This is a genomic window from Nocardia sp. NPDC049149 (assembly GCF_043197455.1).
In the GTDB taxonomy this organism is placed as follows: domain Bacteria; phylum Actinomycetota; class Actinomycetes; order Mycobacteriales; family Mycobacteriaceae; genus Nocardia.
In genome coordinates this window covers 60,508-79,902 of sequence record NZ_JBICTD010000007.1, presented here as the reverse complement: position 1 = coordinate 79,902, position 19,395 = coordinate 60,508, and the positions used below count along the sequence as shown (strand labels likewise).

Annotated in this window: 17 protein-coding genes; 14 read left to right on the top strand and 3 right to left on the bottom strand. The window is 68.2% G+C overall.

Going from position 1 to position 19,395, the window contains the following annotated elements; genetic code table 11:
- Positions 1 to 47 precede the first annotated feature (47 nt).
- From ACGFNJ_RS28035 to ACGFNJ_RS28025, 3 genes are all read left to right on the top strand, one after another.
- Positions 48 to 2,468: a LuxR C-terminal-related transcriptional regulator gene (locus ACGFNJ_RS28035; protein WP_393454401.1), complete on the top strand. Its 2,421-nt coding sequence runs from the start codon at positions 48 to 50 to the stop codon at positions 2,466 to 2,468.
- Between the two features lie 77 nt (positions 2,469 to 2,545).
- Positions 2,546 to 2,950, top strand: coding sequence for a nuclear transport factor 2 family protein (locus ACGFNJ_RS28030; RefSeq protein ID WP_393454398.1), 405 nt, complete (start codon positions 2,546 to 2,548; stop codon positions 2,948 to 2,950).
- 62 nt (positions 2,951 to 3,012) lie between these two features.
- Complete coding sequence (locus tag ACGFNJ_RS28025) at positions 3,013 to 3,411, top strand: hypothetical protein (protein ID WP_393454395.1); 399 nt, start codon at positions 3,013 to 3,015, stop codon at positions 3,409 to 3,411.
- Positions 3,412 to 3,467: 56 nt separating this feature from the next.
- Here the strand turns inward: ACGFNJ_RS28025 and ACGFNJ_RS28020 are convergent, their stop codons facing one another.
- Positions 3,468 to 3,773, bottom strand: coding sequence for a hypothetical protein (locus tag ACGFNJ_RS28020; RefSeq protein ID WP_393454392.1), 306 nt, complete (start codon positions 3,771 to 3,773; stop codon positions 3,468 to 3,470).
- 444 nt (positions 3,774 to 4,217) lie between these two features.
- Here ACGFNJ_RS28020 and ACGFNJ_RS28015 point away from each other — a divergent pair, with 444 nt between their 5' ends.
- On the top strand, positions 4,218 to 5,480 hold the full coding sequence (locus tag ACGFNJ_RS28015; protein ID WP_393454389.1) for a glycosyltransferase: 1,263 nt from the start codon (positions 4,218 to 4,220) through the stop codon (positions 5,478 to 5,480).
- Positions 5,481 to 5,493: 13 nt separating this feature from the next.
- On the opposite strand, the gene ACGFNJ_RS28010 is transcribed toward ACGFNJ_RS28015, so the two are convergent.
- Positions 5,494 to 6,504 (bottom strand): LLM class flavin-dependent oxidoreductase, encoded by a 1,011-nt coding sequence (locus tag ACGFNJ_RS28010; protein ID WP_393454386.1) that lies wholly within the window; start codon positions 6,502 to 6,504, stop codon positions 5,494 to 5,496.
- A 144-nt stretch (positions 6,505 to 6,648) separates the two neighbouring features.
- On the opposite strand from ACGFNJ_RS28010, the gene map reads away from it, so the two are divergent.
- The 5 genes from map to ACGFNJ_RS27985 all read left to right on the top strand — a co-directional run bounded on the left by map (position 6,649) and on the right by ACGFNJ_RS27985 (position 10,531).
- Positions 6,649 to 7,512, top strand: coding sequence for a type I methionyl aminopeptidase (map, locus tag ACGFNJ_RS28005; protein ID WP_393454383.1), 864 nt, complete (start codon positions 6,649 to 6,651; stop codon positions 7,510 to 7,512).
- Positions 7,513 to 7,609: 97 nt separating this feature from the next.
- The gene (locus ACGFNJ_RS28000; protein WP_393455341.1) at positions 7,610 to 9,145 is read left to right on the top strand and encodes a cobyric acid synthase; all 1,536 of its coding nucleotides are present in this window, start codon (positions 7,610 to 7,612) and stop codon (positions 9,143 to 9,145) included.
- Positions 9,146 to 9,246: 101 nt separating this feature from the next.
- Positions 9,247 to 9,531: an AbrB/MazE/SpoVT family DNA-binding domain-containing protein gene (locus ACGFNJ_RS27995; RefSeq protein WP_393454380.1), complete on the top strand. Its 285-nt coding sequence runs from the start codon at positions 9,247 to 9,249 to the stop codon at positions 9,529 to 9,531.
- Positions 9,528 to 9,920, top strand: coding sequence for a PIN domain-containing protein (locus ACGFNJ_RS27990; protein ID WP_393454377.1), 393 nt, complete (start codon positions 9,528 to 9,530; stop codon positions 9,918 to 9,920). Before ACGFNJ_RS27995 ends, ACGFNJ_RS27990 begins: the two co-directional genes overlap by 4 nt.
- A gap of 47 nt (positions 9,921 to 9,967) precedes the next feature.
- Complete coding sequence (locus ACGFNJ_RS27985) at positions 9,968 to 10,531, top strand: alpha/beta hydrolase (RefSeq protein ID WP_393454374.1); 564 nt, start codon at positions 9,968 to 9,970, stop codon at positions 10,529 to 10,531.
- On the opposite strand, the gene ACGFNJ_RS27980 is transcribed toward ACGFNJ_RS27985, so the two are convergent.
- Positions 10,511 to 11,581: an alpha/beta hydrolase gene (locus tag ACGFNJ_RS27980; RefSeq protein ID WP_393454371.1), complete on the bottom strand. Its 1,071-nt coding sequence runs from the start codon at positions 11,579 to 11,581 to the stop codon at positions 10,511 to 10,513. The genes ACGFNJ_RS27985 and ACGFNJ_RS27980 overlap by 21 nt on opposite strands.
- Positions 11,582 to 11,797: 216 nt before the next feature.
- Here ACGFNJ_RS27980 and mqo point away from each other — a divergent pair, with 216 nt between their 5' ends.
- The 5 genes from mqo (at position 11,798) to ACGFNJ_RS27955 (ending at position 19,140) form a co-directional block, all read left to right on the top strand.
- Entirely contained in the window at positions 11,798 to 13,312 is a 1,515-nt protein-coding gene (gene mqo / locus ACGFNJ_RS27975; protein WP_393454368.1) for a malate dehydrogenase (quinone), read from the top strand.
- Between the two features lie 18 nt (positions 13,313 to 13,330).
- Positions 13,331 to 13,780, top strand: a complete 450-nt coding sequence (locus tag ACGFNJ_RS27970) for a GNAT family N-acetyltransferase (protein ID WP_393454365.1) — start codon at positions 13,331 to 13,333, stop codon at positions 13,778 to 13,780.
- Between the two features lie 118 nt (positions 13,781 to 13,898).
- Positions 13,899 to 15,983 carry a magnesium chelatase subunit D family protein gene (locus ACGFNJ_RS27965; RefSeq protein ID WP_393455338.1) on the top strand — a complete coding sequence of 695 codons (2,085 nt, stop codon included), beginning with the start codon at positions 13,899 to 13,901 and terminating at the stop codon, positions 15,981 to 15,983.
- A 282-nt stretch (positions 15,984 to 16,265) separates the two neighbouring features.
- Positions 16,266 to 16,880, top strand: coding sequence for a cob(I)yrinic acid a,c-diamide adenosyltransferase (gene cobO / locus ACGFNJ_RS27960; protein ID WP_393454362.1), 615 nt, complete (start codon positions 16,266 to 16,268; stop codon positions 16,878 to 16,880).
- Between the two features lie 514 nt (positions 16,881 to 17,394).
- Entirely contained in the window at positions 17,395 to 19,140 is a 1,746-nt protein-coding gene (locus tag ACGFNJ_RS27955) for a cobyrinate a,c-diamide synthase (protein WP_393454359.1), read from the top strand.
- Positions 19,141 to 19,395: the final 255 nt, after the last annotated feature.

The following is a 19,395-nucleotide window of genomic DNA, read 5'->3' as shown; positions in this document are numbered from 1 at the left end:
GTGGGACATTGTTATGCTCTGCGGACCCTCGCGTCAGGAGATTCGGCATGGTGGAACGCGGGAACGCGGCACCTTCGACCGGCACCCCGCCGGAGTTGACCTCGTTTGTGGGCAGGCGCGAGCAACTGCACGAATTGCTCGGACTGTCGGCCGAGGCGCGGTTGGTGACCCTGGTCGGACCCGGTGGTATCGGCAAGACGCGGTTGGCGGTGCGCCTCGTGCACGCCATGCAGCGCATCGACCGCGCCACCGCTGTGCACTGGTTGACGTTGTCGCGCTCTACGGACGTAGCCCACGCGGCCGAACCCACTTGGGTGGCACACAGACTGGCGGAGAGTCTGCCGATCCAGACCGATTCCACGCGTCCGCTGCGCGAGTTGCTTGCCGCCGAGTTTCGCACCCGAGTGGCCGAAAGTCCTTCGCGGCATGGCGGATATCTGCTCGTCCTGGACAATTGCGAGCACGTGGCCGATCAGGTCGGTGCGTTGGTCAGTGCGCTGCTCGCCGCTGTGCGAGGCTTGCGCGTGATCGTCACCAGTCGTGAATTACTCGGCTGCGCAGGGGAATACACCTATCAAATACCACCACTGTCCTATCCGGCGCCGACGCCCGTGCCTTCCTGGCCCGCGGATCCGGCCGATTACGAGGCCGTCGACATGCTGATCGAGCGGGCCAAGGCGATCGGCGTCACGATCGGCGACGACGAGCGGGCGACAGCGGGCACCCTGTGCCGCCGACTGGATGGCATCCCGCTCGCCATCGAGCTCGCCGCGGCCTGGCTGCGCACCCAGTCGCTGGCCGAGATCGTCGCCAGGCTGGACAGCGGCACCCCCGATTCTCGGTTCGGCATGCTGACCGGCGGGCCGCAGCACGGCACGACGCCGCTGCATCACAGCCTGCGCGGTGCGCTGGATTGGAGCTACGAGTTGTGTTCCGCGCCGGAGCGGTTGCTGTGGGCGCGGCTGTCGGTCTTCGAAGGCGGCTGGGATCTCGCCGCCGCCGAGGCGGTCGCCTCGGGCGCGGGGGTCGCGCGCACGGACGTCGTCGGAGTGCTCGGCGCACTGGTGGACAAGTCCATCGTCGTCGCCGAAACCGAGGGTCCGTCGACCCGTTACCGGCTGCTGGAGACGCTGCGGCACTACGGATACGCGCGTGCTGTCGAACTCGGCGAGATCGAGGGACTGCGGCAGGCCCACCACGCGCACTTCTTGTCCGAGGCGCGTCGCGCCGCGCAGGATTGGTTCAGCCCGCGCGAGGTGACCTGGTTGCAGTGGTCGCGCATCGAACTCGCGAATCTCCGTGCGGCAGTGGCCTGGTCGGCCACCGTGGTCGAGGCGGGCCTGACGCCACTGGAACTGCCGCTGTGCCTCGCGCGCTTGCGGATGCCGTTCTTTCTGAGCATCGGTGCCGAGGCCATCGGCTGGTTGGAAACCGGCTTGGCGCGCACGCAGGACCAGCGTCCCAGCGAGACGAGGCGGCTGGCGATGGCGCTGGCAGGCAATCTCGCGCTGAGCAGTGGCCGGGTCGGCGCCGCACGGCGAATGCTCGACGCCTGCCGCGCTGAGTCCACGGAAACCCATACTGCGGCAATGCTTTTTCTGGAAGGTCTGTATGCCTTCTATGCCGAGGGCGCCGCGCGATCGGTTCGGCTGCTGTCCGCGGCGGTGGGTGAATTCGACAGTGCGGGAAGCGAATTCCACGGTGAAAAGCACATGGCAAGCTTCTTCCGGACGCTGGCTGCCGCCTGGTATGCCACGGACGACGTTCGCGCCGCCGCGCAACAGGTCTATGACGACGCGCACGCCGCGGGCGCGGAGTGGGCAACGGCCATGGCGATGATCGGCAAGGGCGTCGCCGCGATCAGCGCGGGCGATCCCACCGAGGCGCTCGAGCTGGCGCCCCCGGTGCAACGGGAACTCGTCCCGCACTGGGCCATGATGTACGCCTCCCATCTGGCAGCGTTCGCGATGACCCGGATGCTGTGCAACCGACAGGGTGACGATCCACGCCGCGACCGGGCCGACGCGGTGTCGCTGGCCAGAGTGCTCGGCGGCGCGCAGCAGCTGCGTGAGCTGCACGGCATGCACGTGGCGGGGGTGGCGCCGATCGAGCAGGCCTATCGCCTCGGCGAGGAACTGGCCAGCGCCATACTCGGCGAGGCGGCCTATGCTGCCGCGCTGGCCGACGGCCGGAACCTGACGCAGGACGAGTTCCTCGATCTGGCCTTCCACCGCACGACGCGGCCCGAACCGGCCGACCGCTCGGCGTCGCCGTGGGACACCCTCACCGGCGCCGAGCAAGAGATCGCGGTGCTCGTGGCGCAAGGCATGACCAACACACAGATCGCCCGGCGCCGGATCTGCTCGGTCCGCACGGTCGAAAAGCACGTCGAAAACATCCGGCACAAGCTGTTCGCGGCCGCACGTGCCGACATCGCGCAGTGGGTGCCCTCGCCCTCGACCCGATAACCGGATACGTATCCGCGTACGTATCCGTGCGGTGTCCCAGGAATGGGAAGCTGAGCAGACTGGCGCAGGTAATCGGAATGGGATTGTCAGTGCTGCCGGAGGGCCGAAGTATGTTCCAGGATTCGACCCCGGTTCGGGTCGCCATCGAATTCGTCAACGCGTGGGCGCGCCGCGACATCTGCACCGTTGCGGCGATGCTGTCCGACGACGTCACCTTCGAGAGCCCGTGCGCGCGCGTCAGCGGAATCACCGCCACCCTGCGCCTGCTCGGCGACTTCGCGAGGGTCGTCACCGACATCGAGGTGATCGCGGCGTTCGGCGACGACCACCAGGCGATGATCCTGTACGACATGGCCACCGAGGCGTACGGCACGGTGCGGGTGGCCGATCGGCTGGTGGTCCGGCGCGGTCAGATCATCGCCGACAGTGTCGTCTTCGACACCGCCACCATGCGCCCCGTCCCCGCCGACATCGTCGCCTGACCAGCTGCCCATGTGGCGCGGTCTGTTGTGTGGAAAGCGATGGAGGGGGCCCGGTGCCGCCGATGCTGGCTGAGGTTTTAGCGACGCTCGGTGCGGTAGCGGATCGAACAGGGTTCGATCGTTTGCTGGCGCGGGTCGGCGGTTTGCACACCGTGTGCGAGCTCCTCAGCACTTCGGAGACGGTCATCGACGTTGGTGAATGGGAACCAGAGGCGGTTCGAGAGTGGCTGCGTGCGTTGCCGATCGCCGAATGTGAGCAGGTGGTGGTTGCTTGGCCTGCGGACGCGACAGCGGCGCGCATGCGGTTCGAGCAATTCGCCGACTGCTTCGACCTCCTGTGGTTCCCAGCACAGGATGATGTGCTGGTTGTTGCCGAGAAAGTCGGCGCCGTCGAGGTCCTTGTCCTCGATCACGAAGAGCGCTTTGCGTATGCCCGGATGGCGCACCGTCAGCCCCGCTGATGATGCCCATATTCTGGTGTGCCGGTACGACTTCGACGTTCATCAGCATCGGGACATCAGCCGGGGGCTGCGCGCGGGGACCACGGTGTGGCGTGGCGGACGGGTTCGGAGTGCACTTTGTCCGCTGATCCGTGCTTCGCGCGCATTCGTGCGGCGTGCTGCACCACCTCCTCGTAGGCGCGGACCACGGTGAATTCGCGGCTGAGGAGTTTGGGCGCCAGTTCGTGGATCATTGCGACGTGGTCGTTGCGCATGGCGGGGTTGCCGAGGGTCCAAGTCGGCGGGTACTTATTGCCCTTGGCCGGGTCGATGAAGCCTGCGTGTGCTCCTGCGGCAGACTGATGTCGTCCGCCGAAAGCCATAGCGCGGCAGGCGCCCCCGCATCGCCGCGCACATGCGCGGGCAGGATCGAGTGCAGCAGGCGGAGGACCGGCGCGAGCACCGGCTTGGGCAGCGGCGGCAGGGTCGGGTCCCGCAGTAGTGCGCGAGCCGCCCGATCCGCTGCCGCGGCCCGAATGAGCAATTCGGTCAGCGTTCGGGCCGGCGCGGTGTGACCGTCCGGCATGCTGACGAGCCTGCTGCAGAATCCGTCGGCGGACGACCGTGTGGATACTTATCGAACTACGTACCGCGCCTTGGGCCGTTTCGTCGGAACAGGCGTTGAACAGTTCATACGTAGCGATCTACGTATCGGTGCGCTGGGCCGCCCGCGTCGCCGCCGCGTAGCTTTCGGCGCATGTGGTTGACAGTGCAGCGGGCTTGCCGAGTGGGCGGCGCGCCCGCGATCGGCGGGGGATGAGGCGCTGTTGCATATCGCGGTCTTTCTCGACGTGCCGCCAGGCGGTGCCGGTGGCGTCCAGACGGCACTGTCCGCGCAATGCAGATCGCTGCGGCGCCTGGGACACCGCGTCACCCTCTTCGCACCATCCGGCGGAAATGACTGGGTAGAAACTGATTTCGCTCCGCTCGAGACAGTCTCCAGCTGGCGCGGCGTCCCGATCGCACGTGCCAGCGAGGCAAATGCCAGGCTGATCGATCAGGTATTCGCCCGCCGCGGCCCGGTCGATGTGGTGCACATCCACACTGCGGGCGGTGCAGGAATTGCTGGGCTGCGGGCCGCCCGCAGGCACGCCATTCCGGTCGTCCAGACCATGCGCAGTCCGCAAGACACATTGCTCGGGTGTCCGGCGTGGTCGCGCTGTCGGTTCGCGCTGCGCGCTGCGGTCGATCTGCTGATGCATCCGCGCGGAAAGTCACTGCAGCGCAGCGAAAGCCGGGCCGGGTGGCCGGTACTCCCGCAGCCGGCGGCCGACCGGGTGGTGGTGCCGACGAACCGGGTCGCGCATCGGCTGCTCGCACACGGGGTCCGCACGCCGATTCGGGTGGTGCCCAACGGGATCGACGACGACCTGCTCGACGTGGTGCGCGAGCCGATATTCGCGGTGGACGATGCCGGCCCGGATTCGTTGTCCGCCGTTCCACCTCTGCGCATCCTCTGGTGCGGACGAATGTCGCGGCGCGAGCGCCCCGTGGTCATGCTCGAGGCGGTCCGGCTCGCGCTGCGTGACAACGCCGACGCCTGCACCCTCGACGTGTGCGGTGGGGGAGCACTACTGCCCCGGGCCTGGTCGATGGTCGAGCGCGACGGACTGCGCGACCGGGTGCGGCTGCACGGCGAGGTGAGCCAGGCGGAATGCCTGGCAGCCATGCGCATTCACGACGTGCTGCTCGTTCCGGCCTCCGAATCAGGTGCGCAGGGACCGGTGCTGCTGGCTGCGGTCGCGGTCGGGCTGCCCATCGTCTACTGCGACCCGGAGTTGAGCGAGCTCATACCCCTCGGCGGTGGGCTGCGCACCGCGGATCCGTCTGCCGCGGCCATCGCGGCGACGCTCGTCGCGCTCGCCGCGGATCGCGCGCGGCTCGTCGACATGCGCAGAGTGCTTGTCGGGCAAGCCGACCAGGCCCGCCAGACGCGGCACACGGCCGCGCTCATCTCGGTCTATGCCGAACTGCTCGCGGAGCGTGCCGAATCCGAGGCGGGTTGCCGTATGGCGCCGTCGGTGCGCTGAAATCGGTTGGTGCTCAGCGGACCTGGGGCGCTACTTTCTCGCCGAGTAGTTCGATGTTGTGCAGCACCTTTTCGTGCGGCAGGGTGCCGACGCTGGTGTGCAGCATGAACCGGTCCAGGCCGAGGGTGTCGCGGATGTCGGCGACCTTTTCGGCGACGTAGTCCGGGGTGCCGACGAACAGCGAGCCTTCCTTGGAGCGCAGACCTTCGAACTGGGCGCGGGTCATCGGGCCCCAGCCGCGTTCGCGGCCGATGGTGCTCATAGCGAGGGCGTAGGGCTCGTAGAAGTCGGCGACGGCCTGCTCGTCGGTGTCGGCGATATAGCCGTGCGCATGCACCGCGACCGGCTGCTTCTCATGTCCGCCTTCGGCGAGTGCACGGTGGTACAGATCGACCAGCGGCTTGAAACGAGCCGGCTGGCCGCCGATGATCGCGATCGCCAGGGGCAGGCCGAGCAGTCCGGCGCGGACCACCGACTCGGGGCTGCCGCCCACCGCGATCCACACCGGCAACGGCCGGTTCTCGGTGCGCGGGTAGATGATCGCGTCGCGTAGTGGCGCACGGAACTTGCCGTTCCAAGTGACCGGCCCCTCCTCGCGGACGTGCAGCAGCAGCGCCAGCTTCTCCTCGAAGAGCTCGTCGTAGTCGGACAGGTCGTACCCGAACAGCGGGAAGCTTTCGGTGAAGCTGCCGCGTCCGGCCATGAGCTCGGCGCGTCCGTTGGACAGTCCGTCCAGCGTCGCGAAATCCTGGTACACCCGTACCGGATCGTCGGAGCTCAGCACGGTGACCGCGCTGGTCAGTTGAATCCGTTCGGTCCGCGCGGCGATGGCGGCCAAGACCAGCGCGGGCGCGGAGGCGGCGAAGTCCTTGCGGTGATGTTCGCCGACGCCGTAGACGTCGAGTCCGGCCTGCTCGGTGGCGACGGCCTCCTCGACGACCTGCCGTAGCCGTTCACCCGCGCTCGGTGCGGGCCGGTCGCCGACCGGGTACAGCTCGGCGAACGTCGTGAGTCCCAGTTCCACGGTCGAGCCTCTTTCTTTCCAGTAGTGTCGATGTCAACCAACAGCGTAAACGGACCGTGGTCCACGAGTATTCCGCCTGGCCCCGGGGTGCGGCTTCGGTGTCCGATGACGACGCCTTCGGCGACATCCGATTACGCTGTTCGCATGTCTGTCCGCACGCGCAAGCCGCTGACCCCCGGCACCCTCTCACCCACCCGCGAGGTCCCGCGCACCATCGAGCGTCCGGAATACGCGTGGAAGAAGACCGTCAACGAGGGCAGCGAGCCCTGGGTGCAGACGGCGGAGACGATCGACAAGATGCGGATCGCGAGCAAGATCGCGGCGCAGGCGCTTGCGGAGGCGGGCAAGGCGGTCGCACCCGGCGTCACCACCGACGAACTGGACCGGATCGCGCACGAGTACATGTGCGATCACGGCGCCTACCCGTCGACGTTGGGCTACAAGGGTTTCCCGAAATCCTGCTGCACCTCGCTGAACGAGGTGATCTGCCACGGGATTCCGGACTCGACCGTGATCGAGGACGGCGACATCGTCAACATCGACGTCACCGCCTACATCCACGGCGTGCACGGCGACACCAACCGGACCTACCTGGCCGGCGAGGTGGACGAGGAGGTCCGGCTGCTCGTCGAACGGACCGAAGAAGCCACCCTGCGCGCGATCAAAGCGGTCCGGCCGGGCCGGGCGCTGAACGTCATCGGGCGCGTGATCGAGTCCTACGCCAACCGATTCGGCTACGGCGTGGTGCGCGACTTCACCGGGCACGGCGTCGGCCCGACGTTCCACAGCGGGCTGGTGATCCTGCACTACGACCAGCCTGCGATCGAGTCGATCATCGAGCCGGGCATGACCTTCACCATCGAGCCGATGATCAACCTCGGCGGCATCGACTACGAGATCTGGAACGACGGCTGGACCGTGGTCACCAAGGACCGCAAGTGGACCGCGCAGTTCGAACACACCCTCGTGGTCACCGAAACCGGCGCCGAGATCCTCACGCTTCCGTGAGCGGCGGTCGCCCGACAAGTCGCACCCTTTCTGACTTCCCGCACACGAAATCGCCTGCGAAATCGTGTGCGGGACAACGAAAGGTGTGCGGGAAGCCGTGAAAGGCGCGCTGCTTGTCGCGGGCACCACGTCGGACGCGGGCAAGAGTGTGGTGGTGGCGGGGGTGTGCCGGATGCTGGCGCGGCGGGGGGTGCGGGTGGCGCCGTTCAAGGCGCAGAATATGTCGAACAACTCGGTGGTTACCGCGGACGGCGGGGAGATCGGGCGGGCGCAGGCGCTGCAGGCGCAGGCGTGTGGGCTCGAGCCGAGCGTGCGATTCAACCCGGTGCTGCTGAAGCCGGGGAGTGATCGGCGTTCGCAGTTGGTGGTGCGGGGCAAAGCAGTCGGCTCAGTTGGTGCGCGGGACTATTTTCAGCATCGGCAGGAGCTGCGCGCCGTGGTGGCGGCCGAACTCGCCTCGCTGCGTGCCGAATTCGACGTGGTGATCTGTGAGGGCGCCGGATCACCTGCCGAAATCAATCTGCGGGCAACGGATCTGGCGAACATGGGGCTGGCCCAGGAGGCGGAGCTTCCAGTGCTGCTTGTCGGCGACATCGACCGCGGCGGCGTGCTCGCGCACCTGTTCGGGACCGTCGCCATCCTGGAACCCGAGGACCAGCAACTGATTTCCGGGTTCGTCATCAACAAGTTCCGCGGTGACGTCGAGCTGCTCCGGCCCGGGCTGGACCGGCTCACCGAGCTGACCGGACGCCCCACCCTCGGCGTGATCCCGTACACCGACGACCTCTGGATCGACGCCGAGGATTCCCTCGGCACCGTGGCGGACGCGCCGGTCGGCAGGCCGCTGCCGCCGGTGGGCACCGAATGGCTGACCGTCGCCGCGATCCGGTTGCCCCGCATCTCCAACTCCACCGATGTCGAGGCATTGGCCTGCGAGCCAGGGGTTTCGGTGCGCTGGGTGAGCGAGCCGTCCCGGCTGGCCGACGCCGACCTCGTGGTGCTGCCCGGTAGCAAGGCGACCGTGTCGGACCTGGAGTGGTTGCGGCGCAGCGGTATCGCCGACGCCTTGCACGCGCGGGCGCGGGCGGGCGGGCCGATCCTCGGCATCTGCGGCGGCTATCAGATGCTGGGCAAGCGGATCGTCGATCAGGTGGAATCCGGTGCCGGGTCGGTCGACGGGCTCGGCCTGCTCGAGCTGGACATCGAATTCGCCGACCCTAAAGTGTTGCGCCGCAGCAGCGGTCGCGCTGACGCGGGGATACCGGTGGCGGGCTACGAGATCCACCACGGCCGCGTGGTCCACACCGGCGATCCGGCGTGGTTGGAGATCGACGGCGCACCGGAAGGCAGTGCCCGCGCGACGATCTGGGGTACCCACCTGCACGGGCTGCTGGAATCGGACGAGTTCCGCCGGGCCTGGCTGCGTTCGGTCGCCGCAGCCGCCGGCCGCGCGGGTTTCGTTGTCGCCGAAGACGTTTCCGTCGCAGACGTGCGCTCGGCCCAGCTCGACCTGCTCGCCGATCTCATCGAGCAGCACCTCGACACCACACTGATCGAACGCCTACTCACCGAGGGTGCGCCCGCGGGCCTGCCGACCCTGCACACCCAGCCGATCGCCGCTTCGCAGACCTGAACTGTTGACGTGGCGTACACCGCCCCTTACCTTGCAGTAAGGAATTCGGCTCCGGGTAAGGCGCGGGCCGATAACGCGGAAGAACATGGTCGGTGAGCACTATGGCAGCAGACAAGAGACCCACCAGAGCGGGGAACGTGGTGTCCGCGACCGTGACGAGCAAGGGGCAGATCACCATCCCCATCGACGTCCGGGTCGCCATGGGCCTGCGCGCCGGGGTCAGGGTCGCGTTCGTGCCCACCGCCGAAGGCACCTACGAACTGGTGCCCGAAACCCGAACCATCAAGTCGCTCAAGGGCATCGTCGGCTGGTCCGGCGCGCCGATCAGCCTCGCGCAGATGAACGACGCCATCGCGGGCAACGTCGTGGAAGGCAAGCAGAAATGATCGGTCTGGACGCCAATGTGCTCATCCGCTACCTCACTCAGGACGACCCCGAACAGTCCGCCAGGGCGAACCAGGTGATCGAGGGGCTCACCGAATCCAAGCCCGGCTACGTCACGATGATCGTGCTCGCCGAGATCCACTGGGTGCTGCGCCGCGGCTACCAGCAGGATCCCGAAGCCGTCACCGACGTGCTGCTCGGCCTGCTCGACTCGACCGAGATCGTGGTCGAACGCGCCGACACCGTGCGCCAGGCGCTGCGCCAGGCCGCCGAGGGCGCGGACTTCGCCGACGCGCTCGTCCAGCAGCTCAGCGCCGAGGCGGGATGCGACCTGACCGTCACCTTCGACCACAGCGCGGGCGAACGCGCCGGAATGCGTCTACTGGCCTGACCGGAAAAATGGGCTCTGTTCAGGTGACCCGTGTAGCGTGATTCGGCATGAAATCTCGGCAGATCACGGTCGGTGACCGGGCATGGACCGTGCGGGTGGACGGGCCCCAATCCCGGCACAGCGTGCTGCTGTTGCCCGATGCGGGCGATCCGGTGGACGTCTACGACCAGGTATGTGCTCGATTGCACAACTCGGATCTGCGCACGATCGCGGTGGAGTCGATCGAGGGGCTCGATCCGGCGGGTGTCACGGCGATCCTGGACGAGATCGGGGTGCCGTGGGCGAACGTGGCCGCGCGCGGCACCGGCGCCGAACTGGCGTGGCGCGCGTGCGCGACCGGTTTCGGGCGGTTCATCAGCCTCGTGGTGGCCGATCGCGGGCATCCGGCGGCCATCGGCCCGGACGGGACCATCGCCGACGCCACGGTCCCTCCGGTCGAGTTGCCGACCACCGTCCTGGTGACCAAGAACCTGCCACGCGCCGTCGCCGACGCGTCCGGGCGATTCGTCTACGGCGAGTTCCGGGTGGTCGAGATCGACGTGGACAACGTGGCGACCGAAGCCGACCACGAGCTGGTCACCGAGATCGTGCTACGCACCAGCCTCTGGTGAGCCGTTGCCGGACTTGGCTCGGTAGACCGCCAGCCAGTCCAGCCAGCTGTCGAGTTCGGCGAAAGCGTGGGCCAGCGGCTCGGCCGAGGACAGGAACACATCGTGCTTCGCGCCGTCGATCGGCACGATGTTGGTCCGGTCGCCGAGGCAGCCCGACCAGCGCTGAATCTGCTTGACGTCCAACACCGCATCGGCCACGTCGACGGCGGGACCGTACTCGCGGGCGAACTTCGTCATCCGGGACCGCAGGATCAGCGACGGCACGCCGATATCCAGACCGGCGTGCAGCTGGGCGTGCCCGTTGCGGATGGCCCGCAGCCAGCCGAATCGAACCGGGAAGCCGTGTAACGGTTTCCAGTCCAGGTTGTAGTCCCATTCGCCTGCCACCGTGTGGTGCAGGCTGTCGCCGTACGTGGTGGCCTTGCCGAGCGGGATCTCGATCATCTTCCGGAACCGGCCGAGCGCCTTGATGATCGGCGTGCCGACCGTCCGGTAGTACGCGGGCCCGTGCAGGTCGAACCAGGGACTGTTGAGCACGACGCCCGCCACGCCTGCGGCGGCCGTGCCGCGCGACCGATTGAGCCGATGCAGCCATAACGGCAGGATCAAGCCACCGGTTGAGTGCGCGTTCAAAACGACCGGCGCCCCGGTCTCCTCCCGCACAATCCGCAACGCCTCGTTCAGCTCGTCGTCATACAGTGCGAGATCGGTCACATAGTGCGGCGTCTGCCCTTCCCGCAACGACCGGCCGCACTTCCGCAGATCCAGCGCATAGAAGTGATACCCGAGCCCCGCGAAATGCTCGGCGAGATGCTCCTGAAAGAAGTAGTCAGTGAACCCGTGCAGATACAGCACGGCCCCCGCGGTCGCCTCGGCCTTATCCGGTGGCGTATACCGCACCAAAGTGGCGACAGCCTCGCCTTCTCCGTCCGGGTCTGGCCCGAACGACAGTGTGCGCTGCTGGTAGTTCTCGCCGAGGACATCGGCCTTCCACAGCCCACGTTCCTGCGTCTCGGTCGGCGGAGCGGCAAGCGGAGTTTCCTTTGTCACACCACTAATCTAGGTCACATTCGGCGGGTTCGGCGCGGGGTATCGGGGTGGTGAGGTGCACAATTGGGGCTAGGTGAACGGCGGGTAACCTAAGGCCCGCCGTGGTTGCAGAGGACTGGGGCAACACACGCAAGCATCGTGCCCAGGCCGGTTCATCCGCCCGGTGGACCAGCCCAGAAGGACAAGGAAGTCGATCTACCCGTGCCGAACGCTGCCATGACTGAAAAGACGGATGTAGTACTCATCGGTGCAGGCATCATGAGTGCCACCCTCGGCGCGCTGCTGCGGCAGCTGCAGCCCGACTGGTCGATCTCCCTGTTCGAGCGACTCGACGCCGCCGCGGCGGAGAGCAGCGACCCGTGGAACAACGCGGGCACCGGACACTCGGCGCTGTGCGAGCTGAACTACAGCCCGCAGAACGCCGACGGCTCGGTGGACATCACCAAGGCAATCGACATCAACGAGCGCTTCCAGGTGTCGCGCCAGTTCTGGTCGTACGCGGTGGAGGCAGGCATCCTCGCCGAGCCGTCGACCTTCATCAACCCGATCCCGCACGTGAGCTTCGTGCACGGCGCGGACAACGCGGACTACCTGCGCAAGCGGTACGAGGCGCTGGCGCCGCAGCCGCTGTTCGAGGGCATGGAGTTCATCGACAGCCCCGACGAGTTCAGCAGGCGGCTGCCGCTGATGTCGCGCGGGCGCGACTTCTCCGAGCCGATCGCGCTGAACTGGACCGACGGCGGCACCGACATCGACTTCGGCGCGCTCACCCAGGAACTGCTCGCCTACCTCGGCCGCTCGGGCGGCGACTTGGCGTTCGGGCACGAGGTGCTCGACCTGCGCAAGCAGTCCGACGGGTCGTGGCTGGTGAAGGTGCGCAACCTGCGCACCCGCGAAACCCGAACGGTCAACAGCAAATTCGTGTTCGTCGGCGCGGGCGGCGGCGCACTGCCGCTGCTGCAGAAGTCCGGCATCAAGGAGATCGACGGCTTCGGCGGTTTCCCGGTGAGCGGCCAGTTCTTCCGCTGCACCAACCCGGCGCTGATCCAGCAGCACGAGGCCAAGGTGTACGGCAAGGCCGCCGTCGGCGCGCCGCCGATGTCGGTGCCGCACTTGGACACTCGCGTGATCAAGGGCCAGCCTGGCCTGCTGTTCGGCCCCTACGCGGGTTGGACGCCGAAGTTCCTCAAGGACGGCAAGCTCACCGACCTGTTCAAGTCGGTGAAGCCGAACAACATCTTCTCGCTGCTCGGCGTCGGCGTCACCGAGCTCGGCCTGACGAAGTACCTGGTCAGCGAGCTGCTGAAGTCGGAGGCAGGCAAGGTCGACACGCTGTCGGAGTTCATTCCGCGTGCCGACGGCCGCGACTGGGAGCTGATCACCGCGGGCCAGCGCGTCCAGGTGATCCGGCGCAAGGGTGTAGGTGGCGTGCTGGAGTTCGGCACCGCCGTCGTCGCCGCCGAGGACGGCACCATCGCGGGTCTGCTCGGCGCCTCGCCCGGCGCGTCGACCGGTGTCACCGCGATGCTGGATGTCATGCAGCGCTGCTTCCCTCGCGAATACGTCGAGTGGACACCGAAGCTGAAGGAAATGATTCCGTCGCTCGGGGTGAAGCTCTCGGACAACCAGGCGTTGTTCCACGAAGTGTGGGATTGGACCTCCAAAACGCTGGGGCTGGTTGCGGGTACGGATAACACGCCGAAGCATGCCGGAGTCGCGGTTGACGGCTAGTTGTGATAGCAAGACGCGATGATGTCAACGGTTGTTCTCAAACGGTCATGGGCGTTGGATCTCGACACCGCCACTCTCTATCAGCTGTTGAAACTTCGCGTCGAAGTCTTTGTGGTCGAGCAGAAATGCGCGTATCCGGAACTCGACGGGCTGGACCTGCTTCCGGAAACCCGGCACTTCTGGCTCGACGACGAGGGTGAGGTCATTGCGACCCTGCGGCTGCTCGAGGAGCACGAAGACGGTGTGAAGACCTTCCGCATCGGCCGGCTGTGCACCGCCGTTCCGGCGCGCGGGCACGGGTACACCACGCGGCTGCTGCAGGCCGCGCTGGCGGAGGCCGGTGAGGCGACGGTGCGGTTGAACGCACAGAGCTACCTGGTCGACCTGTACGCCAAGCACGGATTCCAGCCCGACGGTACGGAATTCGAGGACGACGGGATTCTGCACACCCCGATGCGCAAGGGCTGAGCGCGCGCCGTTGATCCGCTTGCCGCCCCCGTCACGACGTCGTGACGGGGGCGGTGTCGTGTTCGGGGTGGCGGCGTCGGGGAGCTGGAGTGGCGACGCATAGAGTTGGGGCGTGTCGTTGTCCCATGCCGAAACACTGTCGCTGACCGGCGGGCGTGCCCGTGCCGACGCCGAGGCCGGTTTCCCGTTCTCCGCCGTCGTCGGCCAGGAGCGATTGCAGCTCGCGTTGATCCTGTGCGCGGTGCATCCCGGCATCGGCGGTGTGCTGGTACGCGGCGAGAAGGGCACCGCGAAATCGACCGTGGTGCGGGCGCTCGCACAGCTGCTGCCGCCCGTCGTCGACGAGACCGGCGCCAGGCCTGCCCGGCTGGTCGAGCTGCCGGTCGGCGCGACCGAGGACCGGGTGGTCGGCTCACTGGACCTGGAGCGGGTGCTGCGCGACGGCGAGCAGGCGTTCCGGCCAGGTCTGCTGGCGGCGGCGCACCACGGTGTGCTGTACGTGGACGAGGTCAACCTGCTGCACGACCATCTGGTCGATGTGCTGCTCGACGCCGCGGCCATGGGGCGGGTGCACATCGAGCGGGACGGTGTTTCGCATTCGCATCCGGCGCGATTCGTGCTTGTCGGCACGATGAATCCGGAGGAGGGCGAGCTGCGGCCACAGCTGCTCGACCGGTTCGGGCTCACCGTCGACGTCGCGGCCTCGCGGAACGTGGACGTGCGGATGGCGGTGGTGCGGCGGCGGCTCGACTACGAAGCCGATCCGGCCGGGTTCGCGGCGAGCTATGCGCCCGCCGATCGTCAGGTGGCCGACCGCATTCTCGGTGCCCGCGACCGGGTGGCGCAGGTGCTGCTCGATGACGCGGAGCTGCGCCGAATTGCCGCCCTGTGCGCCGCATTCGACGTGGACGGCATGCGTGCCGATCTGGTGGTGGCGCGGACCGCGACGGCGCATGCCGCGTGGCGTGGTGCGGACGCGGTCACCGAGGAGGACGTGCGGATCGCCGCGGAACTCGCACTGCCGCACCGGCGTCGGCGTGATCCGTTCGACGAGCCGGGGATCAGCGAGGAACAGCTCGACGACGCGATGCGGGATGCCGCCGACGAGGTGGCGCGCGAATCTGATTCGGGCGCAGGGGATCCCGAAGGGGAGCGCGGCCCGGCGGATACCGGTGAGGCGGCGCAGGGCCCGGACGATTCGGCGTCGGGCGCAAACGAGTCGGCAACGGATACGGACCAGTCGGCAACGCGTACCGAAGAATTCGATCAGCCCGAGGATCCTACGCGTCCTGACGACGACCCGGACTCGCCGCCCGACGGACCCGGCGGCGGCCAGCGGCCGAGCGCGCGTGAAGGACGCACCGGCGCACCGACTTCCGCGGCCGCGACCCCGCCGCGCTGGGAAGTGCCCGGCGTCGGCGAAGGCGCGCCCGGTCGCCGCTCGCGCGCGGAATCCCGGCACGGTCGCGTTGTCCGGCCGAGCACCGATACCGCCACCGGCCTGCACCTGCTCGGCACCATCTTCGCGGCGGCGCCGCATCAGCGCGCCCGCGGCCGTGGCGACGGACCATTGAAGCTGGTCTCCGACGACCTGCGCGGTGCGTATCGCGAAGGGCGCGAAGGGAACCTGGTCGTCTTCGTGGTCGACGCCTCCGGCTCGATGGCGGCGCGAGACCGGCTCTCCGCGGTCACCGGCGCCGTCGTCGCTTTGCTGCGTGACGCCTACCAGCGCCGCGACAAGGTCGCCGTGATCACGGTGCGCGGGCAGGACGCCGAACTGGTGCTGCCGCCGACCTCTTCGGTCGATATCGCGGTGCGCCGGCTGTCCGGCATGCGCACCGGTGGCAAGACGCCGCTCGCCGCGGGTCTGTTGAAAGCCCGCGAAATCGTCCAGCGTGAGCGCGTCCGCGACCCGCGTCGGCGGCCGATGCTGGTGCTGCTCACCGACGGTCGCGCCACCGGCGGTGTCGACCCGCTGCCGCGGGCCCGGGCCGCGGCCGCGCTGCTCGCCAACGACGCGGTCACCTCGATCGTCGTCGACTGCGAACGCGGCATGATCCGGCTCGGGCTCGCCGCCGAACTCGCCCGTGAACTGCGCGGTGGATACTTGAGATTGTCTGAGCTGACCGGGGATTCGGTCGCGGATGTGGTGCGTGCGGGATCAGGGCGCCTCGGCGGCCCGGCCGCGGTGCGCGCCGCTTGACCCCGGCTCCGCAGCGGCAGCCCGATTCGCGTGTCGCAGGGCACGCGCGCTCAGTCCCTCGATCGATGGTCGGGCTGAAGAGGGATGCGCGGCGGTCACGACTTCGGCGCGAGGCAGGGCCGCGTGTGCGGGTGTCGCCGTCGATAGAGGCGGCGGTATTGCCTGCTGTGCGAAGGCAGTCGACGAGCTTGCGTCGGTGCCAGTGGCGCACTGCGGATGAGGTGGTGCTGCGGGATGATGCGGTCGGCTCGCCGATGAGTCGAGGACTGACAAGGAGATTCGATGCCTAAGGGTGTTCCGGAGACCGTGCCCGACGACGGGCTGACGACACGGCAGCGGCGCAATCAGCCGGTGCTCGCGGTGCATACCGGGCCGGGCAAGGGGAAGTCGACGGCGGCATTCGGGATGGCGCTGCGGGCCTGGAATCAAGGGTTCGATGTCGCGGTGTTCCAGTTCGTGAAGAGCGCCAAATGGAAGGTGGGGGAGGAGGCGGCCTTTCGGACCCTCGGCACGTTGCACGACGAGACCGGGGTCGGCGGCGCGGTCGAGTGGCACAAGATGGGCGAAGGGTGGTCCTGGACCCGCAAGCAGGGCACCGACGAAGACCACGCGGCCGCCGCGCTCGCCGGCTGGCAGGAGATCGCCCGCAGGCTGCAGGCCGAACAGCACCGGTTCTACGTCCTCGACGAGTTCACCTACCCGCTCAAGTGGGGCTGGGTCGACGTCGACGAGGTGGTCGAAACCCTGCGCGGCCGCCCAGGCAACCAGCACGTCGTCATCACCGGCCGTGACGCGCCGCAAGCCCTGATGGACGAAGCCGACCTCGTCACCGAGATGACCAAACTCAAGCACCCGATGGACGCGGGCCGCAAAGGCCAGCGCGGCATCGAATGGTGACCCCCCGCACCCTTTCTCACCATCCGCACCCCTTCCGGCAGCCCAGAACGGGTGCGGACGCCCAGAACAGGTGCGGATTCGACGCTGCGCCTCGTCGCGTCGCGCCGTCTGGCGCGAGTGGTACATGGCTGCGGCAAAGTGCGAGTGGGGCTTTCCACCATGCGCCGCTCGTTGCGCACAAGGTGTGCGATGCGCGTCTGGTGAACCCCCGCACCCTTTCTCGGCATCCGCACCCGTTTTGGCAGCCCAGAACGGGTGCGACTGCACAGAACAGGTGCGGATCCGACTTGGTGCCCCGTTGCCTCGCGCCGTCTGGCGCGAGTGGTACATGGCTGCGGCAAAGTGCGAGTAGAGGTCTCCACCATGTGCCACTCGTTGCACAAGAGGTGTGCGATGTGGGGGCGGTTGCGCGTGGCGGGCTGATGGTTGGCCTCGACGTGTGTGCCGTCGTGGCCGGGGGATGTCGAGCTTGTGGTGCGGTGCGGCGGAGTGCTGGTGTTCGGGGGTGGTGCTGATGGTTGGCGTGCCTGCGGTGGTGATTGCGGCGCCTGCGTCGGGGAGTGGGAAGACCACGGTGGCAACGGGATTGATCGGGGCGCTGCGGCGGGTGGGGCATCGGGTCGCACCCTTCAAGGTGGGGCCGGATTACATCGATCCCGGATACCACGGGCTGGCGGCGGGGCGGCCTGGGCGCAATCTCGATCCGGTGCTCGTCGGGGCGGAACGTGTTGTGCCGCTGTACCAGCACGGTGCGCGCGGGTGTGACCTGGCGGTGGTCGAGGGGGTGATGGGGTTGTTCGACGGCCGCATCGACGAGAACCATGCCGGGCCCGTAGCCGAAGGATCGACCGCGCAGGTGGCGAGTCTGCTGGGTGCGCCCGTGGTGCTGGTGGTCGACGCTCGCGGCCACAGCCAGAGCCTGGCCGCACTGCTGCACGGGTTCGCCACCTTCGACAGCGGAATCCGCCTCGGCGGCGTGATTCTCAACCGCGTCGGCAGTGAACGCCACGACCAGGTCCTGCGCACTGCCTGCGACCGGGTCGGGCTCCCGGTCCTCGGCTCCCTCCCACGCATGGCCGAACTCGAAGTCCCCTCCCGCCACCTCGGCCTCATCCCGGCCGTGGAACACGGTACTGCCGCCACCGCCGCCGTCGCGGCGATGACGGATCTCGTTGCCGCACACGTAGACCTGCACGCCATCGCCGCCCTGGCCCGCTCCGCGGTCACCGGCCCGGCCTGGGATCCCGTCACCGAGGTACGCGCGGCGGGTGTTCTGGGTATGCGGACCGTCGTGACGGGCGAGGCGGGTGCTGTTGTGCCCGAGCGGACCACTGCGATGGGTTCGGCGGGGCTTGTGCCGGAGGGGCCCGCTGCGATGGGTTCGGCGGGGGTTGTTGTGCCGGAGGGGACCGCTGCGATGGGCGGGGTGGATGCTGCTGTGCCCGAGCCGGTCGGTGCGACGGCGACGGGTGAAGTGCCGGGGCAGAGCGCGGAGACTGGCGGGGCGGCTGCTGCTATACCTGGGCGGGTTGCTGCGGCGCGCGGTGCGGGTACTGTTGTGCCAGAGCGAAATTCGTCGCAGCTTGGCGGGGATGCTGTGGGCGCTCGGGGGATGTCTCAGCAGCCGGATGCGGGGCCGGTGATTGCGATGGCCGGTGGGGCTGCGTTCACGTTCGGGTATGCCGAGCATCGGGAGTTGTTGGTGGCGGCGGGGGCTCGGGTGGTGGTGTTCGATCCGCTGCGGGACGAATTGCCAAGCGGGGTAGCGGGGTTGGTGTTGCCAGGTGGGTTTCCGGAAGAGCATGCGGCGGAGCTGGCAGCGAATGTCGGGCTGTTGCGGGCGGTGGCGGAGCAGGCTCGGCAGGGGTTGCCGGTGCACGCGGAGTGCGCGGGGTTGCTGTATTTGACGAGGTCGCTCGATGGGCATCCGATGGCGGGTGTGGTCGATGCCGACGCGGAGTTCGGGCCGCGGCTGACCCTCGGGTACCGGGATGCGGTGGCGCTGGCGGATTCCGCGTTGTGGCGGGCTGGGGAACGGGTGCGGGGGCACGAGTTTCATCGGACTCGGTTGGTGTCGACTGCGGCGGATGCGCCTGCGTGGGGTTGGCACGGGAGCGACGGTGCTCGGGTCAAGGAAGGTGCGCTCGTCCACCGCGTGCACGCGTCGTACCTGCACACCCATCCGGCCGGAAACCCTGAAGCCACCGGTCGTTTCGTCACAGCGGCCGCCGACTACGCGAGCACCCGTGCGATCGGCTGATCCGGAGATGTCGAGACCCAACCTGGTGGCTGGCCTCGGACTCTGGCCTGCTGTGGCGGCGGACCGCGTATTCGCGGCGGTAGCCGGTTGCGGGAGTGTCCGTGTCTCCGGCTGAGGCGGTGGATTTGGTGGTTGGTCTCGGACTGCGGCCTGCTGGGATGGCGGACCGCGTATTCGCGGCGGTAGCCGGTTGCGGGAGTGTCCGTGTCTCCGGCTGAGGCGGTGGATTTGGTGGTTGGTCTCGGACTGCGGCCT

What these genes read in the sequence shown, in the direction of transcription:
- ACGFNJ_RS28035 (WP_393454401.1), top strand. Translation starts at nt 48, where the DNA reads ATGGTGGAACGCGGGAACGCGGCACCTTCGACCGGCACCCCGCCGGAG.
- ACGFNJ_RS28030 (WP_393454398.1), top strand. Translation starts at nt 2,546, where the DNA reads ATGGGATTGTCAGTGCTGCCGGAGGGCCGAAGTATGTTCCAGGATTCG.
- ACGFNJ_RS28025 (WP_393454395.1), top strand. Translation starts at nt 3,013, where the DNA reads ATGCTGGCTGAGGTTTTAGCGACGCTCGGTGCGGTAGCGGATCGAACA.
- ACGFNJ_RS28020 (WP_393454392.1), bottom strand. Translation starts at nt 3,773, where the DNA reads ATGGCTTTCGGCGGACGACATCAGTCTGCCGCAGGAGCACACGCAGGC.
- map (WP_393454383.1), top strand. Translation starts at nt 6,649, where the DNA reads ATGTCTGTCCGCACGCGCAAGCCGCTGACCCCCGGCACCCTCTCACCC.
- ACGFNJ_RS27995 (WP_393454380.1), top strand. Translation starts at nt 9,247, where the DNA reads ATGGCAGCAGACAAGAGACCCACCAGAGCGGGGAACGTGGTGTCCGCG.
- ACGFNJ_RS27990 (WP_393454377.1), top strand. Translation starts at nt 9,528, where the DNA reads ATGATCGGTCTGGACGCCAATGTGCTCATCCGCTACCTCACTCAGGAC.
- ACGFNJ_RS27985 (WP_393454374.1), top strand. Translation starts at nt 9,968, where the DNA reads ATGAAATCTCGGCAGATCACGGTCGGTGACCGGGCATGGACCGTGCGG.
- mqo (WP_393454368.1), top strand. Translation starts at nt 11,798, where the DNA reads ATGACTGAAAAGACGGATGTAGTACTCATCGGTGCAGGCATCATGAGT.
- ACGFNJ_RS27970 (WP_393454365.1), top strand. Translation starts at nt 13,331, where the DNA reads ATGATGTCAACGGTTGTTCTCAAACGGTCATGGGCGTTGGATCTCGAC.
- cobO (WP_393454362.1), top strand. Translation starts at nt 16,266, where the DNA reads ATGCCTAAGGGTGTTCCGGAGACCGTGCCCGACGACGGGCTGACGACA.
- ACGFNJ_RS27955 (WP_393454359.1), top strand. Translation starts at nt 17,395, where the DNA reads ATGGTTGGCGTGCCTGCGGTGGTGATTGCGGCGCCTGCGTCGGGGAGT.